The following is a 22,033-nucleotide window of genomic DNA, read 5'->3' on the forward strand; positions in this document are numbered from 1 at the left end:
TTTGGGGGGTGACGGCGTCAATCAGGCGTAATCGCTGTCGCCGTCACCGAAGTCGTCGTAATCCTCGTCGTCGTCCTGGTCTTGATCCTGGTCCTGATCGGCATCGGCCTGGGCCTGGTCGTAGGAACTCTGGCGCTGGCTGTCGTTGCCGCTCTTGCCGACGTCGTTGAGGCCGGCGTCGCGTGCGAGGCTGCCGGAGGACTGGCTGTTGTCCCATGGCATCTTGCCGCCGCCGGACTCCGCGGTGTTGCCAAAACTCTGCTGATGGCTGCCGCCGCCCATCATGCCGCGGATGCTGTTCATCAGCATCGATCCGCCGATCACGCCGGCTGCGGTGGCCGCTGCCGTTCCGAGAAACGAGCCGCCGCCACCGGCATTGCCGCCGCCGAACAGTCCGCCGCCCGGATTCCCGGCCCTTGGATCATTCATGCGCGGGTCGTTCATGCGCGGATCGCCACCCATACGGTCGGCCTGATTGAGCGCCTGACCGCTGTTCCAGACCGGACCGCGCTGCGCGCCGTCACCGGGACGGACGCTTGGCACGGAACCGCGGCCCTGGCCGGGGCCGAGAATCGCGTCCCGCACCGAATCGAGAAATCCGCCGGAGGGCTGCGGTTGCTGCGCGCCGCCTTCGAGCTCCCGAATACGGGCGTCGGCGCGTTTGAGCGCTTCGTCCTGCACCAATACGGTCTGCACGAGGGCATAAACAGCGTTCGGCGCACGCCGCAAACCCTGCATGATCGCTGCCTCCGCGTCCGGCTCGCGCGGTGAGTTCTCGATCCTGGCGAGACGCTCGAACAGATCGTCAACCAGCTGGCGTTCCTGCGGTGTCATGATTCCCTCCTCAAGCATCCGGCATCCGAATGCGGGTCATGATGTAGGGCCGCATTGTGTCGGGTTAAGTCCCGGACAGAATTAAATTTAGGAAAGCCGGTCATCGCGGTGCGACAAAAAGCCTTAACTGGAAAATCGAACCGTTCGTCATCCTGAGGTGCGAGCCGCGTTCGCGGCGAGCCTCGAAGGATGATTGTCCTGAACGTCGCCGTCGCCCTTCGAGACGCAGCGCATCACGCGCGATTCAGTGTGACGCCGCATGCGGCAAGCAGACGCGGGAAATCGTCACCGCTCAGAAACGCGAATTCGCGTTCGCGCTGATGCGTGACCTCGTCGAGGCTGACAAGCGTCTCGTCGACGAAGCCGGGATGGCACATCACAAGGCCGCGGTCGGGGAGGCCGTTGAGGAAGCCTTGCATCGCACCTGCGAATTCACGTCCCCGCACCATGTCATATGCACCGGCGAATCCGGGATTGAACGCAATGCCCGCGCGCGTGCTTTTCCTGCGAAATGTTTCGCTGAGCACATCGAGCAGCAGTGCCTTCGGGCTGTCGAGCCGCTGCGCCAGCGGCTGGATGCGGCCGCACTGGCGAACCCAGGCGCCGGGCGCAGCGTCTTTCACCGCGGCAAGAAACGCATCGCGAATCTGCGGAAACAGTTGCACATGCTGGTGGCCGTCGGCGTAGTCCGGCGCGCGGCCGAACATCTGCCTGAAGGCCGCGATCTGTGCCAGCAGTTCGGCCTGAATGATTTCCGGATCGAGCCGCCGCAGCAGACTCGCACGCAGCAGCCTGCCGAGCGGCAGAAACTGTCCGCCGTTGAGCGGCTTGAAATGCATGGTCAGCGGGCTGAATGGCGCGGTCAGTGTCGCATGCAATCCGATGGCGCAATCTGGATTGGCCGCTGCCGCTTGAGTTAATGCCTCGATCTCGGTGCGGTCCACAGCGGAACCGACCACCATGACGGACGTGGCGTTGATCCTCTTTTGAACGATCAGATCGCGAATCGCGCGATTGACGCCGGGACTCATGCCGTAGTCGTCGGCGCACAGCCAGATATGACGCGGCGGCGAACTCACGCTCATTCAGCCGCGGTCTGCGGTGTCTTGCCGGCGGCAGTGGAAGTGTCGGCGCTTTTCACGCTGTGCTCCGCGACGAAGTAAATCGGCCGCGCCTTGATCTCGGACAGGATCTTGCCGATGTATTCGCCGACCACGCCGATCATGATGAGCTGCACGCCGCCGATGGTCATCAGGCCGACCACCAACGAGGGATAGCCGGGGACGGACTTGCCGTCGATAATGGTCTCCCACAGGATCGACAGTCCGAACAGGAACGCCACGAACGCGAGCAGCAGCCCGAGCAGGCTCGCCACGCGCAGCGGCGCGACCGAGAACGATGTCAGCCCTTCGATGGACAGACCGAGCAAGTGCCCGGGGCTGAAGCTGGTGACGCCATGCGCGCGCGCTTCGGGCTCGTAGTCGACGCGAATCTGCCTGAAGCCGATCCAGCTCGCGAGGCCCTTGAAGAAGCGGTTGCGCTCGGGAAGCTGGCGCAGCGCGGCGGCTGCGCGCGGCGACAACAGGCGGAAGTCGCCGGCATCCTCGGGAATTTTCTGCCGCGAGCCCCAGTTGATGAGCGTGTAGAAGGTGCGCACGCCCATGCGCCGCAGAACGGATTCATTGTCGCGATGGGCCTTGGCGGTATAGACGACGTCGTAGCCGTCATCGATCCAGTGGCTGACCAGCCGCTCCACCAGTTCCGGCGCGTGCTGGCCGTCGCCGTCCATGAACAGCACCGCGCCGCGGCGGGCATGATCGAGCCCGGCCATCAGCGCCGCTTCCTTGCCGAAATTGCGCGACAGCGACACCACCTGCACGTCGAGGGCGGACGGCGGCAGGCCGCGCGCGATGCTCAGCGTCGCATCGGTGGAGCCGTCGTCGACATAGACGACTTCGCAGGCGAGGCCGTACTTTTGCCTGAGCTTTCCGGCGAGGGCGCAGAGACGTTCATGCAGCCGCGCCAGACCCGCCGCTTCGTTGAAAGCGGGCACGACGATGGAAAGGCCTTGCGCGGCCGGGGTGTGGCTGCTGCCTGACAGGTTCGAGACATCGGCACTCGGCGTCATCGGTCGGTTTCCTGAAACATCCTTGCGCACACGATGTCATCCGGCATCACGCGCCCTCGCGTATCATATGGGAGTTGCCGGGTGCTGTCGCCACGGTGCGTCAGCAGCGTGCGTTGCCGCAATCCCCAAACCTCATTGCCCCAGGAATGTCTGGAGTTTGGCGAAAAGCGGATTGTCGCGGTCGAACACATATTCCAGCGACGCGATCGACACCGTTTCCGCGCCGTGGTCGCGCAGGAAGCTGCCGAGCGCATAGAGCTGGGCCGGTGGACAGTGCAAGGTCACCATGCCCGACGAGGTCGGCCCGCCGAACGGCGATACCACGCCGAAGCGGTTGTGGGCCTCGGCCAGCAGCGCGTCGTTGCAGGCGGCGAAGCGGGTGCGGACTTCCTTGTACTTGCGGGCGCGGGCGCTGGCCGCGATGTGATCGAGGATGATTCGCGCGGTTTCGCGTGCGCTGTCCGACCAGTCGGCGTCACGCGAGGCGACCAGATTGGCGTGGCTGCGCAGCATGACGCCGTCGTCGAGCACCTTCAGCCCGTTGGCGGCGAGGGTCGCGCCGGTGGTGGTGATGTCGACAATCAGTTCAGCCGTTCCCGCCGCGGGCGCGCCTTCGGTGGCGCCGGCGCTTTCCACGATGCGATAATCGACGACGCCATGGCCGGCGAAGAAATTGCGCGTCAGGTTGATGTATTTGGTCGCCACCCGCATGCGGTGATTGTGCTGGGCGCGGAACGAGGTCGCGACATCGTCGAGGTCCGCCATGGTGCGCACATCGATCCACGCCTGTGGCACGGCCACGACGACATTGGCGCTGCCGAAGCCGAGACTCTCGATCAACATCACGCGCCTGTCGGCGTCATGGATGCTTTCGCGGATCAGGTCCTCGCCGGTGATGCCGAGGTGAACGGCGCCGCGTGCAAGCTGTGCTGCGATCTCGCTGGCCGACAGATAGGCGATCTCGACATTGTCGAGGGAGGGCATGGTGCCGCGATACTCGCGCGCGCCGCGCGGTTTCGAGAGTGTCAGGTTCGCCTTCGCGAAGAAGGCTTCGGCGTTTTCCTGGAGGCGTCCCTTGGACGGGACGGCAACGACGAACGGCGTGCTCATGCGGCGCTCCCCTGCGAAAGCGCTTTGATCCAGATCGAGAAGCCCACCGCTGGAATGGGCTCGCGTGCGCCAAGCCGGGTCAGCAGCCCGTCGTAGCGTCCGCCGCCGACCAGCGGCTCCGCGCCGCTGCCCCTGGCGTGCAGTTCGAACTCGAAGCCGGTGTAGTAATCGAGGCCTCGGCCGAAGGCGGTGGAAAAGCGGATCGCCTTGGTGTCGATGCCGCGCGCGGCCATGAATCCGGTGCGGCTTTCAAACTGGTCGATGGCGGCGCTCAGGTCGAGCTTCGCGTCCGCCGCGAGTGCGCGCAGTTGCGCTGCCGCGTCATCCGGTTCGCCGGCGATGCCAAGGAAACGCTCGATTAGTTGCAGTGCGTCGCGCGGCAACGCGCCGCCCTTCAGTGTCGATTGTTCGAGAAAGCGGTCGGCGATTTCCGATACCGTGCGGCCGCCGACATTGCTGGTGCCCGCGATCGACATCAGATCGGTGACCAGCGCCAGCGCCGCCTTGCGGTCGGACCCTGCGAGCGCCGCCAGCACGCCTTCATATTCGTTGCGGGTCTTGCCGGTCTCCAGCGTCAGCCGCTGGAGGTCCTGCGCAAGCGAGATCTTGCGATTGAAATCCTTGATCAGCCGACGCTTCCACACCGGATAAAGATCGAGCGCGCCGATCAGTGCCGCGAACAGGGCGACATCGCCGGTCCGGATATCCACGCCGGTCACGCCGAACGCTGCCGCGGCTTCAAGACCGAGCGCCAGCATCTCCGCGTCGGCCGCGGCGCGGTCCTGACGGCCGAAGGATTCCACACCGGCCTGGTTGAATTCGCTGGCGGCTCCGCCGCGATAACGAAACACCGGACCGAGGTAGTAAAATCCCGCCGGCGCACCCGCGCGGGATGACGCGAGGTAGTCCCGTGCCACCGGAATGGTGAGGTCCGGCCGCAGGCAAAGCTCATCGCCGCTGGCATCGGTCGTCAGATAAAGGCTCTTGCGAATGTCTTCGCCGGACAGATCGAGAAACGGCTCCGCCGGTTGCAGGATTGGCGGGCGCGCATGGGTGTAGCCAGCCCGCGCAAATGTTTGCAGCAGGGTCTCCGCCTGCGCGGCGAACCCGGTCGCGGTTGCGGCACTGGTCTGGCTCATCTCAACGTCCAACAGAATGGGTAAGGGCTTGAATCGGCAGTCCCTTAACACGGGACTGCGGGGGTTTCGACGACGATCCGGAAAAGGGCTTAATGAGAGCTCTTCCGGAATGCAACCTCAGCGTGCATCTGGCTTGCCCCAATCGCCGAGTGCCGTCTGTACCACGGCCAGGGCCGCGACCGCAGCGGTATCGGCGCGCAGGATTCGTGGACCGAGAGCGAGCCGCACGACGTGCGGCTGCTTCAGCAGCAGGGCGCGTTCCTCCTCGGCAAATCCGCCCTCGGGCCCGATCAGCACGTCCGTGCCCTTGGTGCCGTCCGCGCCGGCGAACGCGGCCATGGGGTCGGCGATCGGGGCGTCTTCGTCGCAGAACACCAGAAGGCGCCGCCCGTCGCGCGCGCCGAGCCAGCGCTCGAGCGGTTCGGGATCGCGCACCTCGGCGAGGCTGAGAATGCCGCATTGCTCCGCGGCCTCGATAACATTGGCGCGCATGCGTTCGACATTGACGCGGCTGGCCTGCGTAAACCGGGTGGTCACCGGCCGCAGTGCTGAAACCCCCATTTCAATGGCTTTCTGCACCATGTAGTCGAGCCGCGCGTGTTTCAGCGGCGCGAACACGTATTGCAGATCGGGCAGGCCGTCCTGCGCTCTGGTCTGGCTGATAATCTCCGCGCGGTCTGGCCGTTTGCGGCCCGCGAGGCTGGCCCGCCACTCGCCGTCGCGGCCATTGAATACCAGCACGGTGTCGCCTGCCGCGAGCCGCAGCACATTGCCGAGATAATTGGATTGGTCGCGGTCGAGCGCGATGCCGGTGCCAGCCGCAAGTGGGGCATCGACGAAAAGCCGTGGGCTGCGAAAATCGAGTTTGGGCATCGGCTCCAATCCGTTAATCTTCCGACTTCTAGCTGAATGATTGCAAATTGGCAGCTCATCGGGCGGTGTCCTGCCGCGCTGCTGCCGGATTCATCGGGTTGTTAAGCGGCATCGAGAATCGTAAAAGCCCTTGTTAAGGACATCGGAACCCGCCGGAGGAGAATCCGTGACCGCCTACCGTTCTATCGCATTGCTGGCTGCCGCCACCTTCGTTCTGCAAGCCGCGGATGTCCGCGCGCAGGGCGCATTTCCGGCACCGCTGCCGGGGCAGGCCGCGCCGGCTCCCGCGAGCAATGCTTCGCCGTTTCCTCCGGTGAATGGTGCGCCGGCCACATCGCCATTTCCGCCCGTCAACGGCGCAACCGCTGCGCCCGCAAGACCAGCCCCATCACCCAGCGCCTTCACCAGCGGCGCGCCGCCTGTGGGTGGCGGCGGTTTCGGCGCACCACCGCAGCAGGCTGGTCCGCCGCCGGGCGCGGAGGAGTGTCAGAAGGGCTTCATGCCGCTGCGCGCGGATGCCGAAGCCAAGGCCAAGCTGATTCAGGCTGCCGGCAAGCGCAAGGCGCCGCCGCAGGAGGCCTGCAAGCTGATCGGCAACTTCGCGCAAGCCGAAGTGAAAATGATCAAGTTCGTGGAAACCCACGCGCAGAAGTGCGGCATCCCGCCCGAGGTCGGCGCGCAGATGAAGAAGGGCCACGCCAATACCTCCCAACTGCAACAGCGGGTGTGCGCGGCTGCGACGCAGCAGCAGCAGGCGGGACCGGCAGGTCCGAGCCTGAGCGAAGCGCTCGGCTCCGCAACATTGCCCGAGGCCAAGCCCTTGAAGCGCGGCGGCAGCACCTTCGATACGCTGAACGGCAACGTCCTCACACGCTGATGCGCTTCCACCGGGAAGGGTTGGGATGAGCAACGCCGCGACCCCTGTCGCTGACTCCACTTCGAACTGGGTCGATACCCTTGCGCCTGTGTGGGCGCGGCCCTATCTGCGGCTGTCGCGGTTCGACCGGCCGATCGGATGGTGGCTGCTGCTGTTGCCGTGCTGGTGGTCGGCGGCCCTAGCCGCGGGCATCGCCCATGATGTGCGCGGACTGCCGCTGGTCATCGTGCTGTTTTTTGCCGGCGCGGTGACGATGCGCGGCGCAGGTTGCACCTGGAATGACATCACGGACAGGGATCTCGACAACCAGGTCGAGCGCACCCGGTCGCGGCCAATCCCGTCAGGTCAGGTGACGGTGACACAGGCTGCGATTTTTCTGGTGGTGCAGGCGCTGGTCGGGCTTGCGGTGCTGCTGCAATTCAACGGCTTTGCGATCCTCACCGGCATTGCCTCGCTGGTGGTGGTTGCGATCTATCCCTTCATGAAGCGGGTCACCTACTGGCCGCAGGTGTTTCTGGGTCTCGCGTTCTCGTGGGGCGCGCTGATGGGATTTGCTGTCATCCTGGCGCGGATCGATGCCACGGCGCTTTTTCTCTACGCAGGCTCGATCGCCTGGGTGATTGCCTATGACACCATCTACGCGCATCAAGATACCGAGGACGATGTGCTGATCGGCATCAAGTCGACGGCGCTGCTGTTTGGGGAGCGGACGCAACTCGCGCTGACGATTTTCTACAGCATTGCCGTGGTGCTGATCGGCGCCGCGTTGTGGCGCGGCGGCTCGCAGTGGTTCGCCTGGATCGGACTGGCGGCGTTCGCCGCACATCTGGTCTGGCAGGTGCGGACCATCCGTATCGATGATTCAGCCCTGTGCCTGCGGTTGTTCAAGTCGAACCGCAACGCCGGATTGCTGCTGTTCGCCGGATTGCTCGCCGACGCTGTGCTGCGGAGTTTCTAGATCTCAGTACCGCCTATTGGAAGTTCCTGCAGTGTCAGCTGCAAGTCCGGTCAGGAACTTCCAATAGAAAGCGGTACTGGAATCCTAAGTTTGCTAGTACCCATGACTTTCCGAAGTTCGCGCAAGGTAGTGCTGAAACGGATCACGAACTTCGGAAAGTGGGTACTAGTGGCGCGCGATGATTTCGCGTTCGCCGCGATGAATGGACTGCTCCATTGCAGGGCGGCCAGCCTTGCGGCGCACGAGAAACTTCGGACGGCGATCCTTGATGATATTGCGGCGGCGTCGGCGCGGCGCGGGCTCGCGGGCATCGCCTGCTTCGTCCTCGATCTGCGGCAGGGCAAACAGATCGCCCCACATCTGCCAGGCCATATCCAGATGCAGATCGTCCGCGGTGACCAGCAGCGGTACCGACAGCGACGGATCGCTGTGAACCAGAACGAGCGCGCGTCCGTCGTTGGTTTCACGGCATGCGATGCCGAGAAATTCGCTGACACGGACATTGATCGCCATGCGGATGCCGCCGACGGCACGGCGCACGGTGACGCGTTCGCGATTGATTTCGATATGCCTGACGCCGCCATCGGCGCGGCCATCGCGCGCCTCAAAGCTGACCGGCAAAGAATGGGGGTCGAGCTGCAACATGCAGCTCGACCCGACGGGTTGCACCCCGCCGACTCCGAATTGACGCCTCACGGCTTTATCTCCCACGCCGGAATTATGTTCCCGGTCGATGGGAGGAACATGCCAGAGCCGCGTCCGAATCCGCTTAAGAAGGCTGGTTAATCGTCTCTCACTGTGTTTGCTTCAGTTCTCATGATTGACGAGAGGTTGGCGCGGATGATTGACGAGACCTTGCCAGTGTCCCGAATTCCGACGTTCGCCTCCTTTTGCCGAGCTTTCCGTAACGAACGTCGGATTCGAAAGGACACTGGAAACTATAGTTGCTGGTGGTCCTTTGGTTCTGACATTCGCAAGAATGCCGCTGAGACAAGATGCGAATGTCAGAACCGGACCACCGGACCACGAAATATCTTTCGCAAGGGGCCCCGAAAATGCTTGAAGTCCGCGTAAAACAGGCACATCTCATGATATGTTGCATTCGCCTTCAAGCCTCGGGAATTTGTTTGTGAACTCTTCACCAAACGCGTCATTGTCGCCATCGCCAAAATCAACGACATCCGGATTGCTCGATCAGACAGCGTTGAGCGATCTGGCGCAGCGTCTCGTGGAAGCGGCGAAGCGCGCAGGCGCGGACTCGGCGGACGCGATCGCGGTGCGCGGCGTATCGCAGAGCATCGAGATCCGCGATGGCAAGGTCGAGGAATCGGAACGGTCCGAAGGCGACGATGTCGGCTTGCGTGTGTTCGTCGGCAAACGGCAGGCGGTGGTTTCAACCAGTGACATCGGCGGCGATGCTGCAAAGCTCGCCGAGCGCGCGGTGGCGATGGCGAAGGTCGCGCCCGACGATGAATATGTCGGCCTCGCGGATCCGTCGTTGCTGGCGAAACAGTTTCCAAATCTCGACCTGCTCGATCCGAAGGTGCCCTCGGTCGATGAACTGGAGCGGCGTGCGCTGGAAGCGGAAGCCGCAGCACTTGCAGTCAAGGGCGTGTCGAAGTCCGGCGGTGCGTCCGCGTCCGCGGGTATCGGCGGCATGGTGCTCGTGACCTCGACCGGCTTTCACGGGTCTTACCTGCGTTCGAGCCACAGCATCTCGGCGGTGGCGATCGCGGGTGAAGGCACCGGCATGGAGCGCGACTACGATTTCACGTCGGCGATCCACGGCTCCGATCTCGAATCCCCGGCAAGCGTCGGGCAACGTGCGGGCGAGCGCACCGTGGCGCGGCTCAACCCGCGCAAGGTCGCGACCTGCAAGGCGCCGGTGGTGTTCGATCCGCGCGTGTCGAACTCGCTGGTCGGCCATCTGGTCGGCGCGGTGAACGGAACATCGATCACGCGCAAGACGAGTTTCCTGAAGGATCGCCTCGGTCAGCAATTGTTCGACAAGGATATTCGCGTCATCGACGATCCGTTGCGCGTGCGCGGGATGCGGTCGCAGGCCTTCGACTCTGAAGGTGTCGCAACCAGGAAGCAGGCGATTATCGACGACGGCGTGTTGACGACGTGGCTGCTGGATTCCGCGACCGCGCGCGAACTGGGCCTGGCCACCACGGGGCACGCCCATCGCGGCGTTTCGTCGTCGCCGTCGCCCGGCCCCTACAATCTTCACCTTGAGGCTGGATCGCTGTCGCCCGCTGAGCTGATCGCCGACATCAGGGAAGGTTTCTATGTCACCGATCTGATCGGGTCAGGCGTCAATGGCGTGACCGGCGACTACAGCCGGGGCGCTGCGGGATTCTGGATCGAGAACGGACAACTGACCTATGCGGTGAGCGAAGTGACCATCGCGGGTCACCTGCTCGAGATTTTCAGATCGATGGTTCCCGCCAACGACCTTGCGTTCAAATACGGCGTCAACGCACCGACCGTGCGCGTCGGGGAGTTGACGATTGCCGGTCGCTGATTCCGATATGATGAGCGATACCGTCCTGACGCGTGACGCTGCACTGCTGGCCGACGTGGTGCGCGAAGCCGGTGCGCTGGCGCTCGATCTGTTTCGCACTGAGCTGAAAACCTGGATCAAGGGCAAGTCGTCGCCGGTATCCGAGGCCGACATCGCGGTCAACGATCTCATCGAGGCGCGGTTGCGTTCCGCGACACCGGATTACGGATGGCTCTCGGAAGAAAGCGCCGACGATCCGTCGCGGCTTGGCAAATCGCTGACATGGATCGTCGATCCCATTGACGGCACCCGCGCCTACCTCGCGCGGCAGGACGACTGGTCGGTCTCTGTCGCGCTGGTTGCAGACGGATCGCCGCTGCTCGGCGCGGTTTTCGCGCCTGCAAGCGACGAGTTCTTTTTCGCAACGTGCGGGCGGGGCGCCCTGCTGAACGGAGCGCGGATTGCGACGGCGTCCGGCACCGCGATCGATTTTCCGAAGATTGCAGGGCCCAAACCTCTGGTCGAGCGTCTGGGCGGGATGCGCGAGGGCGAATCGCTCCACCCGAAAATCGGATCGCTGGCGTTACGGCTGGTGCGGGTGGCGGATGGGCGGCTTGATGCCGCGTTTGCCGCCGGGCACAGCCGCGATTGGGACCTTGCCGCAGCCGATTTAATCGTGCACGAAGCGGGCGGGGAAATGACCTCACTGGCCGGAGAACGTCTGGTTTATAATCAGACCGACGTTCGTCACGGGCTGCTGGTGGCGGCGGGGCATGCGCGGCACGCGCATATTGTCAAACATTTTCGGGAAAATCCGATTCCGTGGTGATCGCGAGCACGTTTTTTGCTTGAATTCGTGAGCCGGTCACTGGTTTTTGGGAAAACACTCATGTCGGAAACTGTGCAACCGCAGTTGCTTCACCTCGTCATCGGCGGCGAACTTCTCGACCTCGATCACGTGACTTTCAAGGATCTCGACAAGGTCGAGGTCGTCGGCCTGTTCCCCAACTACGCTGCCGCCTATGCGGCGTGGAAGGGCAAGGCCCAGCAAACCGTCGATAACGCCCACATGCGCTATTTCATCGTCCATCTCCACCGGCTGCTCGATCCCGGTCAAGATTCAAAGTCCGCCCCTTGAAACGATTCCTTCGAAATCTCGGCCGCTCGAGCTGGGTGCAGCATGCCGTGGGTTTCACCGCGGCCGAATTTCTGCGTCTGGTGTGGTGGACCAACCGCTTCACCCTCGATCCGCCGAATGTCTACAAGCAGATCGAACCGGACATGCCGGTCATCATCGCGTTCTGGCACGGCCAGCACTTCATGATGCCGTTCCTGAAGCTCAAGCAGTACTCCGCCAGGGTTCTGATCTCGCGTCATCGCGACGGCGAGATCAATGCAATCGCGGCGAAACGCCTTGACGTCGGGACTGTGCGCGGTTCCGGCGATCATGGGACGGAGTTTCACCGCAAGGGCGGCGTCAGCGCGTTCAAGATGATGCTGCGGACGCTGGAAGAAAAGATCAATATGGCGCTGACCGCGGACGTGCCGAAGGTTGCGCGCAAGGCGGGACTCGGCATCATCATGCTGGCGCGCGAGTCCGGCCGGCCTATCCTGCCGGTGGCGATCGCCACCAGCCGGTTCAAACGCCTCAACAACTGGGATCGCTCCGTCATTCATTTGCCGTTCGGGCGCGGTGTCATTGCCGCGGGCGAGATTCTCTGGGTGCCGTCCGACGCGGACACCGAGATGATGCAGACGCTGCGCTTGCAACTTGAGGAGCGGCTGAACGAGGTGACGCGCCGGGCCTATGAACTGGTCGGACTGCCGGACGAGGGTCTTCATGCCTAGCGCGCTCCCAGCGACGCTTGCGGCGTATCGGCGGCTGTCGGCTCTTGCCGCGCCGCTGGCGGCGCCACTGATCGCGCGGCGGCTGAAGCAGGGCAAGGAAGATCCCGAACGGCTCGGCGAACGTCGCGGTGTTGCCGGCGTGGAGCGCCCGCCCGGCCCGCTGATCTGGATTCACGGCGCGAGCGTTGGCGAAGTGCTTGCGGCGGCCGGGCTGATCGAACGGCTGCGCGCGCTGAATGTCCGCATCCTGCTGACCTCGGGCACAGTGACGTCGGCGGCCATTGTCGCGCGGCGGTTTCCGCCCGACGTCATTCATCAATACGTGCCGTTCGATTCGCCGCGCTTCGTGTCGGCCTTTCTCGATCACTGGAAGCCGGGCCTGGCGCTGTTTATCGAGTCGGACATCTGGCCCAATCTGATCCTGTCCAGCGCCGAGCGGCGCATCCCCATGGTCATCATCAATGGCCGCATGTCGCCGCGTTCGTTCCCGCGCTGGCAGAAACTGCGCGGCACGATCTCCACGCTGCTGGAGTGTTTCGATCTCTGCCTTGCGCAATCCGACCGCGACGCCGAGCGCTTCGCGGCGCTGGGCTGCCCGAACGTCGTCACATCCGGAAATCTGAAGCTCGACGTCGAAGGTCCGCCGGCGGACGTGAAAAAGCTGGAGCGTCTCAGGGAGGCGATGCAGCGCCGGCTGGTGTTCCTCGCGGCCTCCACGCACCCCGGCGAGGACGAAATCATTCTCGATGCGCATCGGCGTCTGGCGGCGCGGATGCCGCAATTGCTGAGCGTGATCGTGCCGCGTCATCCCAATCGCGGCGCGGCCATCGCGCGGATGCTGACGGATCGCGGCATGCGGGTCGCCTTGCGCTCGCAGGACGAACTGCCGGGCACTGAGACGGATATCTACGTCGCCGACACCATGGGCGAACTCGGATTGTTCTACCGGCTGGCGCCGGTGGTGTTCATGGGCGGTTCGCTGGTGGCGCATGGCGGGCAGAATCCGATCGAGGGCATCAAGCTCGGTGCCGCGATCCTGCATGGGCCGCATGTGTTCAACTTCGACGACATCTACGACGCGCTCAATCAGTCCGGCGGGGCCATTCGCGCCGAGACCGGCGAGGATTTCGTGAAATCGCTCGGGCATCTGCTGGTGAATCCGATCGCGCGGCAGCGTTCGGTTGGCGCGGCGGAAACCGTTGTCAGCCGGCTCGGCGGCGCGCTGGACAAGACGCTCAGCGCGCTGGAGCCATATCTCCTGCAGTTGCGGCTGGAGGGAGGGAGCTCCGATGCGTGAGCCGGCCTTCTGGTATCGGCCGCCATCATTGCTATCGCGATTGCTTGCGCCGCTCGGCGCGATCTATGGAACGATTACCGCGCAGCGGATGTCGCGCGATGGTTCATCCGCCGGAATTCCGGTTCTTTGCATCGGCAACTATCACCTCGGCGGCGCGGGCAAGACGCCGGCGACGCTCGCGCTGGTGAAACTCCTGCGCGAGCTGGGCGAGCGGCCATTCGTGGTCAGCCGCGGCTATGGTGGAACGCTGCAAGGGCCTCTGCGCGTCGATCCGGCGTCGCATTCAGCAGCCGATGTCGGCGATGAGCCGCTGATGATGGCTTTGGGCGTGCCCGTCATGGTGTCGCGGGACCGCGCCGCCGGCGCCGCACTGGCGCGTGCGCAGGGCGCGACAGTTGTTCTGCTGGATGACGGCTTTCAGAATCCGGCGCTTGCGAAGGATGCGTCGCTGATCGTGATCGACGCCGCGCGCGGCGTCGGCAACGGCGATGTGTTTCCGGCAGGGCCGTTGCGCGCGCCTCTCGAACCGCAGATCGCGCGCACTGACGCGCTGATTGTGATCGGCCAGGGCGATGCAGCCAATGACATTGCAGCCACGGTATTGAAGCGTGGCGCGCCTGTGCTGCGGGCGCGCCTTGTTCCGGATCAAGTCTCAGTCGACAGGTTGCGCGGTCAGCGCGTACTGGCCTTTGCAGGAATCGGCGATCCGGCGCGGTTTTTCGCGACGTTGCGCGCCAGCGGTGTGAATGTGATCGAGCAAAGGGCCTTCGCCGATCATCATCCGTTCACGCCGGACGAGATCGGGCGGCTGGTGTCGGATGCCGCAGCAAAGTCACTTACCCTGGTGACAACCGGGAAAGATATGGCGCGCCTCGGCAGCGATGCGCGCCTCAAGGTTCATGCCGGCCGCATCGTGACCTTCGCGGTCACGCTGACGTTCGAGGATGAAGCGACATTGCGGAATTTTGTGATCGCGCGGCTGGCGAAAGCCCGCACGCGATAAATCTCAGGCCTTCTTCAGCTGCGCCGGATAATGTCGCTGCAACACGGCTTCCGGCGTCGCATAGGCTTCCTGCCGGTCGACACTCCAGTATTTCAGCTCATCCAGCGGAATGTGTTCGCCGGTGATGGCGCAGCGCACGTAGGAGCCGGGGGAGGTCACGCGAAAATCGCCGTCGAGATATTCGATCTGCGCTTCGCCCTGGCCGGAAGGCCCGAATTTATTGAGCACGATAACTGTCCTTGTCGGGTCCGGCGGAGTGTCGTCCGGAGAGAGGACTTAAATATAGGCATACAGGAGAGGCGGCGAAACCCTTTTCGGCGGCTCAAAAAAGGTCGCCCTGGACCTTTTTGACGCCGAAATCGGTGGTTCGCTTCGACGCAGGCTTTGCCGGCGGTGCTTTCGGCTTCGCCGCAACTGTTCCCTCGCCATCCGCCGTCGCGCCGATGCGTCCATCGGCGAACTCGATGGTGAGATGCTGGCCGGAACCGACATGGGCCGCGGCATGCAGCGGCTGGCCCTGTTCGTCGCGCACCAGTGCGAAGCCGCGATCCAGCACGCCCTTGTAGGACAGCGCATTCAAAAGCTGCGCGACATACCTCAGCCGCGTCTCGCGCTGCTGGATATGCAGATCCGCGCTGCGCCGCGCGCTTGCCGCCAGCCGCGCTACTTTCTCCTTGCCGCGATCGATCTGCGTGCGCAGCGCCGTCACCGTCAGCCGTCCGCCGATCGCGGACAGCCGCCGCTCATAGACATGCGCGTTGGCGCGCAGTGCGCGGGGCAGTTGCGCGCTGGCGCGGTCGAGGCGCTGGCGCGGAATATTCAGAAGGTCGACGGCTTTCGGGAGCGCACGCGCGGCGCTGCGCAATTCGGCGCGGCGATGCTCGTGGCTGCGCTGCCAGCAAGCGAAGCTGCGACGCGCAAGGCTGGAAATCTCGATAGCGAGTTCGGCGCGCACCGGCACCGCCATCTCGGCCGCCGCGGTCGGCGTCGGCGCACGCTTGTCGCTCGCGAAGTCGATCAGCGTGACGTCGGTCTCGTGCCCCACCGCCGAAATCAGCGGGATCATGCTCTCCGCCGCGGCACGCACCACGATCTCTTCGTTGAACGACCACAGGTCTTCCAGCGAGCCGCCGCCGCGCGCGACGATCAAAAGATCGGGCCGTGGAATCCGGCCGCCTTCTTCAAGCGCGTTGAAGCCGTGGATGGCGGCGGCGATCTGCTCGGCGGAGCCTTCGCCCTGCACGCGCACCGGCCACACCAGCACGCGGCGCGGGAAACGGTCTTCCAGCCGGTGCAGGATGTCGCGGATCACGGCGCCGGTCGGTGAGGTCACCACACCGATCACGTCGGGCAGCCAAGGCAGAAGCTGCTTGCGCGCTTCATCGAACAGGCCCTCGGCGGCGAGCTTCTTCTTGCGCTCTTCCATCAGCGCCATCAGCGCGCCGACGCCGGCGGGCTCGATCGCCTCGATCACGATCTGGTATTTCGACGAGCCCGGAAAGGTGGTGAGCTTGCCGGTGGCGATGACTTCCAGGCCTTCCTGCGGCTTGAACCGCATCCGGCCATGGACGCCTTTCCAGATCACCGCCTCGATCTTGGCGCTGTCGTCCTTCAGGGCGAAATAGCAGTGGCCCGACGAATGGGGGCCGCGAAAGCCCGAGATTTCGCCGCGCACCCGCACATGGCCGTAGGCGTCCTCCACCGTGCGCTTCAGGGCCGAGGATAGCTCCGAAACGGTAAATTCCGGTGAATTGGGCAGCGGTTCGGCGGCAGTCGATTTCATCAGGATTCGAATCTGTTGCGGTGGTCAAACACCATGTTAAACCCTTCTATCATCCCAGAAACGCTGGTTCGACCCTTATCCATGAATATCCTTTTGATCGGTTCCGGCGGGCGCGAACACGCGCTGGCGTGGAAAATGGCGGCTTCGCCGCTGCTGACAAAGCTGTGGTGCGCGCCGGGCAATGCCGGCATCGCCCGCGAGGCCGAATGCGTCGCGCTCGATGTCGCGAATCATGCGGCGGTGATCGGCTTCTGCAAGATGAACAAGGTCGACCTCGTGGTGGTCGGCCCTGAAGCACCGCTGGCGGCCGGCATCGTCGACGATCTGACGGCAGCGGGCATCAAGGCGTTCGGCCCCAGCAAGGCCGCCTCGCAGCTCGAAAGCTCCAAGGGCTTCACCAAGGATATCTGCAAGGCGAACAACATTCCGACCGCGGCCTATGAACGCTTTCGCGATGCGGAGGCGGCGAAAGCCTATATCCGCAAGCAGGGCGCGCCGATTGTGGTGAAGGCTGACGGTCTCGCAGCCGGCAAGGGCGTCGTGGTGGCGATGACGTTGAATGAGGCCGAAGCCGCTGTCGATGCGCTGTTCACCGCCGCAGGTGCGGAGGCGGTCGTTGAGGAATTCATGGAGGGCGAGGAGGCCTCGTTCTTCGTGCTGTGTGATGGCGACACAGCGTTGCCATTGGCTGCCGCGCAGGATCACAAGCGGACCTTCGACGGCGACAAGGGGCCGAATACCGGCGGCATGGGCGCCTACTCGCCGGCGCCGGTGTTCACCGACGCGGTGCGCGAGCGGACGATGAGCGAGATCATCCTGCCGACGCTGCACGCGATGAAGGCGATGGGCATGCCTTACAAGGGCGTGCTGTTCGCGGGTCTGATGATTACGAAAGATGGTCCGAAACTGATTGAATACAACGCGCGGTTCGGCGATCCCGAAACGCAGGTGCTGATGATCCGCCTGATGTCGGATCTCGTGCCGGCGCTGCTGGCATCGGTCGAGGGTGAACTGAAACATTTCGATCTGCGCTGGTATCCGGAGCCCGCGCTCACCGTTGTCATGGCGGCGAAGGGCTATCCCGGCGACTATGCCAAGGGCACCACCATCGAGGGGCTCGATGACGCCGCGAAGGTCGAGGGCGTCGAGATATTCCACGCCGGCACCAGGGCGGACGGGAACAGGATCCTCGCCAACGGCGGGCGGGTGCTGAATGTCACCGCGACAGCCGGGACTGTCGGCGAGGCGCAGCGCCGGGCCTATGAGGCTATCGACCTCATCAAATGGCCGGAAGGCTTCTGCCGCCGCGATATTGGCTGGCAGGCGGTGGCGCGGGAGAAGAAATCCTAGCCTTCCCGCGAAGGCAGGGACCTAAAACCACCGAATGTTGTTATTCATCTGAAATTTTCGTCGCGGGACGGTGTTGTTGCAAGATTGACGTTCGATCATTGAATTCAGTGAGTATGGGTCACCGCGTTCGCGGGGATAACAACAGGGTTCAGGAATCCCATGCCCGATCTCGCCGATCTTTTTCCCGGCTTCAAATCCGAATGGATCAGCACGCGCGGTGGCCGCATTTTCGCCCGCGTCGGCGGCAAGGGCCCGCCATTGCTGCTGCTGCACGGCTATCCGCAGACCCATGTGATGTGGCATCGCGTCGCGCCGATGCTGGCGGAAAACTTCACGCTCGTGATGCCGGATTTGCCTGGTTACGGCTGGTCCGACGTGCCGAAAACCGACGAGAACCATACGCCGTTCACCAAGCGCGCCATGGCGCAGGTGATGGTCGAGGCGATGGAAAAGCTTGGCCATGTGCATTTCGGTCTCGCAGGTCACGACCGCGGCGGCCGCGTCGCCTACCGGCTGGCGCTCGATCATCCCGGGCGGCTGTCGCGTTTCGCGACGCTCGATATTCTGCCCACCTATGATTACTGGGCGAAGATGGATCGCGGCTTCGCGCTCCGGATTTATCACTGGGCGTTTCTGGCGCAGCCGCATCCATTGCCGGAAAATCTGATCGCGCCGAATCCCGACGATTATTTCGGCCGCACTTTCAAAAGCTGGGCCAAGGAGGATGCGCCCGATCCGTTCGATCCGCGTGCGGTTGAACATTACCTGACGGCGTTCCGCGATCCGCTGCGCATTCACGCGGCGTGCGAGGATTATCGCGCCGGGGCCTATGCTGATTTCGAACAGGACAAAGCCGACGTTGAGGCCGGCAACAGGATCACGGTGCCGCTTTTGGCGCTGTGGGGCGGGGCGGGCATTGCGTCCTCGGCCTCAGGCCCTCTCGACACCTGGCGCAGGTGGGCGACAAATGTCAGCGGGCAAGCCATCGACGCGGGCCACTTCCTCGCCGAGGAAAACCCGCGGGAAACGGCAGATGCATTACTTAAATTCTTTCAGGGGCAGGATTGATGGCAATACGTGAGGCACGGCGAGAAGACATCCGGCGGATTGTTGAAATGCTGGCGGATGATGAGGTCGCGCGCGGGCGCGAGGATTTCTCCGGGGGCATGGCGGCATACGAAACTGCGTTCGATGCGATCGCGGCGGACCCCAACAACACGCTTTATGTCTGGGATCACGAGGGTGCGGCCATGGGCTGCCTGCAACTCACCTTCATTCCCGGAATGTCATATCACGGAAGCTGGATCGCGAAGGTCGAAGGTGTGCGGGTCGATCGTTCGCTGCGCGGTCTCGGCATCGGCGAACAGATGATGGATGCGATGATCGACAAGTCGCGTGCCCGCGGCTGCAAGCAATTGCAGCTCACGACCGACAAGCGCCGTGTCGACGCGCAGCGCTTCTATGTGCGGCTCGGCCTCGACGCCTCGCATGAGGGCATGAAGATCAACCTGTGATCCGGCTTGCTATCGTCGTGACTTGAAGAAATTCGTCAGCAGCGCAGCGGCCTTGCTCTCGCCGAACGACGGATAAATTTCCGGCACGTGGTGGCACGTCGGCGAGGCGAAGAACCGCACGCCTGAGTCCACCGCGCCGCCTTTCGGGTCACTCGCGCCATAGTAAAGCCGCCGGATGCGGGCGAACGAGATGGCCCCCGCGCACATGGTGCAGGGTTCCAAAGTGACATAGAGATCGCAATCGGTCAGGCGCTCGCTGCCGGTGACGCGGGCGGCCTCGCGGATTGCCAGAATCTCGGCATGCGCGGTCGGATCGCGGTCGGCAAGGGTGCGGTTGCCGGCCTGCGCGATCACCCTGCCGTCCCGCACGATCACGCAGCCGATCGGCACTTCCCCGGCTGTTTCGGCGATTTCGGCCTGTTTCAGCGCCAAATCCATGAAAGATCGTGCCGTCATGCCTCGTTTCCGGCGATAAACTCTGTTAGTACAACGGCTTCAGCAAACGCGAGAACCGGTTTTGCGCGAAAATGCGCCCTGATTTACAAGGGCGCGTGCCGCCAGCCAATTTCACGTTGTGCGACAGTTCGATATTCCGGCCAACGTCCTGAGAGATCATTCATGCCCCGCGACAACGATAAAAACAACGGCCGTCCGCCGCGCCGTGAAGGCGGAGCGGGTGGAGGCTACAAGGCCGGCGGCAGAGGCCGCCCCGGCGGCGGCTCGCGCAGTGGTGGAAGCTCGCGCGACGAGCGGCCCGCACGGTCTGGCGGCCCGCGCGGCGACAAGAAATTCGGTGACCGCAAGTTTGGCGACAAGCGCCCAATCGGGGACAAGCGGCCCTATGGGGCGAAACCTTATGCCGGCAAGCGCGACGATTTCCGGAAAGACGGACCGGAGCGCGGCCCGCGCAAGGAATTCGGCTCGCGGGATCGCGGCGAAGCGCGCTCATTCAAGCCACGCGAGGATCGTGGCGAAGGCCGTCCGTTCAAGCCGCGTGGCGATCGTCCCGAGGGACGCTCCTTTAAGCCGCGCGAAGATCGCGGCGAAGGACGTTCGTTCAGACCGCGTGAGGATCGCGGTGAGGGCCGTTCTTTCAAGCCGCGTGATCGCGATGACCGCGCGCCGCGCGGCGCCGGCGCCGGGCGTTTTCAGGATAAAAAATTCGAAGACAGGAAGTTCGGTGAGAAGCGGCCCTACAGGCCGCGCGGCGAGGGCGGCGATGCACGCCCCGCCCGCTTCAACCGGGACGACCGGCCGCAGCGCGACGAGCGCCCGCGGTTCAATCGCGACGACCGGCCCGCGCGCGGTGCGGAACGCGGCCCGCGCAGGGATTTCAGCCGCGGTGAGGATCGGGGTGACGAAAAACCGTGGCAGAAGCGCGCACCGTCAGGTGACAGCGACAGCCGTCCGCCGCGCCGTGAAGGTGGTTTCGACAGGCCCCGTTCCGATCGTGGCGACCGCGACCAGAGCGAGCGTCCGCGTTTTTCGCGTCCGCGCTTCGACAAGCCGCGTGATGACCGCGCGCCGCGTGGCCGCAGCGACTGGCAGGAACATCCGCGCAGCGAAACCCGCGACCGTCCGCGCCGCGACAATGAGGACGACAGCAAGGTCTTCGCCAAACGCCCCGCGTTCGGCGGCCGCGGCGAATACCGGGAGCGCAAGCCCGATTTCGACAGGCGCCCGCAGCGGGCCGCGCCGGAAAAGAAAAAAACCGGCGAGCGCATCGCCAAGATCGTCGCGCGTGCGGGGCTTTGTTCGCGCCGCGATGCCGAGGACTGGATCGTGCAGGGCCGCGTTGCCGTCAACGGCCGCGTTATCAATTCACCGGCGCTCGACATCACGGCCAACGACGTCGTCACTATCGACGGCAAACCCTTGCCGGAGCGCGAGCGCACGCGGCTGTTTCTCTATCACAAGCCGCGCGGCCTGATGACCACCCACGACGATCCCGAGGGCCGTCCGACGGTGTTCGACAATCTGCCCGAGGGATTGCCGCGCCTTATCAGCATCGGCCGGCTCGATTTCAACACCGAAGGTCTGCTGCTGCTGACCAATGACGGCGGGCTTGCCCGCGCGCTGGAACTGCCGGACACCGGCTGGCTGCGGCGCTACCGCGTCCGCGCCCACGGCGAAGTCACGCAGGCTCAACTCGACGAGTTGAAGAAAGGTGTCGAGGTCGATGGCGTCAAGTACGGATCGATCGATGCGACCCTGGAGCGCGACAAGGCCGCCAACGTCTGGATCGTGTTTGCGATCCGCGAAGGCAAGAACCGCGAAGTTCGCAACGTGATGGCGCATCTCGGTCTCGAGGTGAACCGGCTGATCCGCATTTCCTACGGGCCGTTCCAGCTCGGCGAGATCGAGGAAGGCCAGGTCGAGGAGATCAAGTCGCGGGTGCTGCGCGAGCAGCTCGGCGAGAAGATCGTCGCGATGTCCGGTGCGCAGTTCGACAAGCCGGTCAAGCAGGCCGCGGAAGACGAAGATGCGCCGCGTGGCAAAGGCCGCATCAAGCCTGCGGGTACGAAGAGCGGTCTGATCGCGGATCGCAAGGGCCGCCGCATCCTGGTGACGCGTGCGGGCAGCGACGAGGCCCATGCGCGCAACGAGGAAGAAGCCAGCGGCTATGGCCCAATGCGCCGCCCGACGCGCGGCTACAAGGGCAAGCGCGATCTGAAGCCACGAGACACCACGGAAGACTGAGCGTGATCGTTCGCGCGCAACCCTCAATTCTCAAGGCGTCATGGCCGGGCTTGTCCCGGCCATCCACGTCTTCTGCGAACCCCGGTGAAAAAGACGTGGATGCCCGGCACAAG

At 64.1% G+C, this 22,033-nt stretch carries 22 protein-coding genes; 12 read left to right on the forward strand and 10 right to left on the reverse strand.

The window, feature by feature from the left end:
• Positions 1-21: 21 nt before the first annotated feature.
• From AC1Q6J_RS13475 to AC1Q6J_RS13500, 6 genes are all read right to left on the reverse strand, one after another.
• Positions 22-834 (reverse strand): DUF2076 domain-containing protein, encoded by an 813-nt coding sequence (locus AC1Q6J_RS13475; RefSeq protein ID WP_492279787.1) that lies wholly within the window; start codon positions 832-834, stop codon positions 22-24.
• A gap of 233 nt (positions 835-1,067) precedes the next feature.
• Positions 1,068-1,919 carry a ChbG/HpnK family deacetylase gene (locus AC1Q6J_RS13480; RefSeq protein WP_492279788.1) on the reverse strand — a complete coding sequence of 284 codons (852 nt, stop codon included), beginning with the start codon at positions 1,917-1,919 and terminating at the stop codon, positions 1,068-1,070.
• Positions 1,916-2,962, reverse strand: coding sequence for a glycosyltransferase family 2 protein (locus AC1Q6J_RS13485; RefSeq protein WP_492279789.1), 1,047 nt, complete (start codon positions 2,960-2,962; stop codon positions 1,916-1,918). Before AC1Q6J_RS13485 ends, AC1Q6J_RS13480 begins: the two co-directional genes overlap by 4 nt.
• A 132-nt stretch (positions 2,963-3,094) precedes the next feature.
• Complete coding sequence (gene hisG / locus AC1Q6J_RS13490) at positions 3,095-4,072, reverse strand: ATP phosphoribosyltransferase (RefSeq protein ID WP_492279790.1); 978 nt, start codon at positions 4,070-4,072, stop codon at positions 3,095-3,097.
• Positions 4,069-5,211: an ATP phosphoribosyltransferase regulatory subunit gene (locus AC1Q6J_RS13495; RefSeq protein ID WP_492279791.1), complete on the reverse strand. Its 1,143-nt coding sequence runs from the start codon at positions 5,209-5,211 to the stop codon at positions 4,069-4,071. The genes hisG and AC1Q6J_RS13495 overlap by 4 nt, the downstream gene beginning before the upstream one ends.
• 117 nt (positions 5,212-5,328) lie before the next feature.
• Positions 5,329-6,084: a 16S rRNA (uracil(1498)-N(3))-methyltransferase gene (locus AC1Q6J_RS13500; protein ID WP_492279792.1), complete on the reverse strand. Its 756-nt coding sequence runs from the start codon at positions 6,082-6,084 to the stop codon at positions 5,329-5,331.
• Between the two features lie 166 nt (positions 6,085-6,250).
• On the opposite strand from AC1Q6J_RS13500, the gene AC1Q6J_RS13505 reads away from it, so the two are divergent.
• A complete protein-coding gene (locus AC1Q6J_RS13505; RefSeq protein ID WP_492279793.1) occupies positions 6,251-6,961 on the forward strand; it encodes a hypothetical protein in 711 nt (236 codons plus the stop codon).
• 25 nt (positions 6,962-6,986) lie between these two features.
• On the forward strand, positions 6,987-7,919 hold the full coding sequence (gene ubiA, locus AC1Q6J_RS13510; RefSeq protein WP_492279794.1) for a 4-hydroxybenzoate octaprenyltransferase: 933 nt from the start codon (positions 6,987-6,989) through the stop codon (positions 7,917-7,919).
• Positions 7,920-8,084: 165 nt separating this feature from the next.
• Here ubiA and AC1Q6J_RS13515 read toward each other — a convergent pair whose 3' ends face one another.
• Positions 8,085-8,615: a DUF6101 family protein gene (locus tag AC1Q6J_RS13515; RefSeq protein ID WP_492279795.1), complete on the reverse strand. Its 531-nt coding sequence runs from the start codon at positions 8,613-8,615 to the stop codon at positions 8,085-8,087.
• A 433-nt stretch (positions 8,616-9,048) separates the two neighbouring features.
• Between AC1Q6J_RS13515 and AC1Q6J_RS13520 the strand changes: the two genes are divergently transcribed.
• The 6 genes from AC1Q6J_RS13520 to lpxK are packed head-to-tail and all read left to right on the forward strand — an operon-like array spanning position 9,049 to position 14,573.
• Positions 9,049-10,446, forward strand: a complete 1,398-nt coding sequence (locus tag AC1Q6J_RS13520) for a TldD/PmbA family protein (RefSeq protein ID WP_492279796.1) — start codon at positions 9,049-9,051, stop codon at positions 10,444-10,446.
• Positions 10,433-11,254 (forward strand): 3'(2'),5'-bisphosphate nucleotidase CysQ, encoded by an 822-nt coding sequence (locus tag AC1Q6J_RS13525; protein WP_492279797.1) that lies wholly within the window; start codon positions 10,433-10,435, stop codon positions 11,252-11,254. The genes AC1Q6J_RS13520 and AC1Q6J_RS13525 overlap by 14 nt, the downstream gene beginning before the upstream one ends.
• Before the next feature lie 60 nt (positions 11,255-11,314).
• Positions 11,315-11,563, forward strand: a complete 249-nt coding sequence (locus AC1Q6J_RS13530) for a DUF4170 domain-containing protein (protein ID WP_492279798.1) — start codon at positions 11,315-11,317, stop codon at positions 11,561-11,563.
• Complete coding sequence (locus AC1Q6J_RS13535) at positions 11,560-12,273, forward strand: lysophospholipid acyltransferase family protein (protein ID WP_492279799.1); 714 nt, start codon at positions 11,560-11,562, stop codon at positions 12,271-12,273. Before AC1Q6J_RS13530 ends, AC1Q6J_RS13535 begins: the two co-directional genes overlap by 4 nt.
• Entirely contained in the window at positions 12,266-13,570 is a 1,305-nt protein-coding gene (locus AC1Q6J_RS13540) for a 3-deoxy-D-manno-octulosonic acid transferase (RefSeq protein WP_492279800.1), read from the forward strand. Before AC1Q6J_RS13535 ends, AC1Q6J_RS13540 begins: the two co-directional genes overlap by 8 nt.
• Positions 13,563-14,573, forward strand: a complete 1,011-nt coding sequence (gene lpxK, locus AC1Q6J_RS13545; RefSeq protein ID WP_492279801.1) for a tetraacyldisaccharide 4'-kinase — start codon at positions 13,563-13,565, stop codon at positions 14,571-14,573. Before AC1Q6J_RS13540 ends, lpxK begins: the two co-directional genes overlap by 8 nt.
• 3 nt (positions 14,574-14,576) lie before the next feature.
• On the opposite strand, the gene AC1Q6J_RS13550 is transcribed toward lpxK, so the two are convergent.
• Positions 14,577-14,801 carry a DUF2093 domain-containing protein gene (locus AC1Q6J_RS13550; protein WP_492279802.1) on the reverse strand — a complete coding sequence of 75 codons (225 nt, stop codon included), beginning with the start codon at positions 14,799-14,801 and terminating at the stop codon, positions 14,577-14,579.
• 94 nt (positions 14,802-14,895) lie between these two features.
• Positions 14,896-16,356 (reverse strand): exodeoxyribonuclease VII large subunit, encoded by a 1,461-nt coding sequence (gene xseA, locus AC1Q6J_RS13555; protein WP_492279803.1) that lies wholly within the window; start codon positions 16,354-16,356, stop codon positions 14,896-14,898.
• Positions 16,357-16,437: 81 nt separating this feature from the next.
• Here xseA and purD point away from each other — a divergent pair, with 81 nt between their 5' ends.
• The 3 genes from purD (at position 16,438) to AC1Q6J_RS13570 (ending at position 19,220) form a co-directional block, all read left to right on the forward strand.
• Positions 16,438-17,706, forward strand: a complete 1,269-nt coding sequence (gene purD / locus AC1Q6J_RS13560) for a phosphoribosylamine--glycine ligase (protein ID WP_492279804.1) — start codon at positions 16,438-16,440, stop codon at positions 17,704-17,706.
• Between the two features lie 159 nt (positions 17,707-17,865).
• Entirely contained in the window at positions 17,866-18,774 is a 909-nt protein-coding gene (locus tag AC1Q6J_RS13565; protein ID WP_492279805.1) for an alpha/beta fold hydrolase, read from the forward strand.
• Entirely contained in the window at positions 18,774-19,220 is a 447-nt protein-coding gene (locus tag AC1Q6J_RS13570; RefSeq protein WP_492279806.1) for a GNAT family N-acetyltransferase, read from the forward strand. Before AC1Q6J_RS13565 ends, AC1Q6J_RS13570 begins: the two co-directional genes overlap by 1 nt.
• Before the next feature lie 9 nt (positions 19,221-19,229).
• On the opposite strand, the gene AC1Q6J_RS13575 is transcribed toward AC1Q6J_RS13570, so the two are convergent.
• The gene (locus AC1Q6J_RS13575) at positions 19,230-19,676 is read right to left on the reverse strand and encodes a nucleoside deaminase (RefSeq protein ID WP_492279807.1); all 447 of its coding nucleotides are present in this window, start codon (positions 19,674-19,676) and stop codon (positions 19,230-19,232) included.
• A 162-nt stretch (positions 19,677-19,838) separates the two neighbouring features.
• On the opposite strand from AC1Q6J_RS13575, the gene AC1Q6J_RS13580 reads away from it, so the two are divergent.
• A complete protein-coding gene (locus AC1Q6J_RS13580; RefSeq protein ID WP_492279808.1) occupies positions 19,839-21,920 on the forward strand; it encodes a pseudouridine synthase in 2,082 nt (693 codons plus the stop codon).
• Positions 21,921-22,033: the final 113 nt, after the last annotated feature.

The sequence above is a fragment of the Afipia sp. MLSD5-FHT05B12 genome, assembly GCF_058793355.1.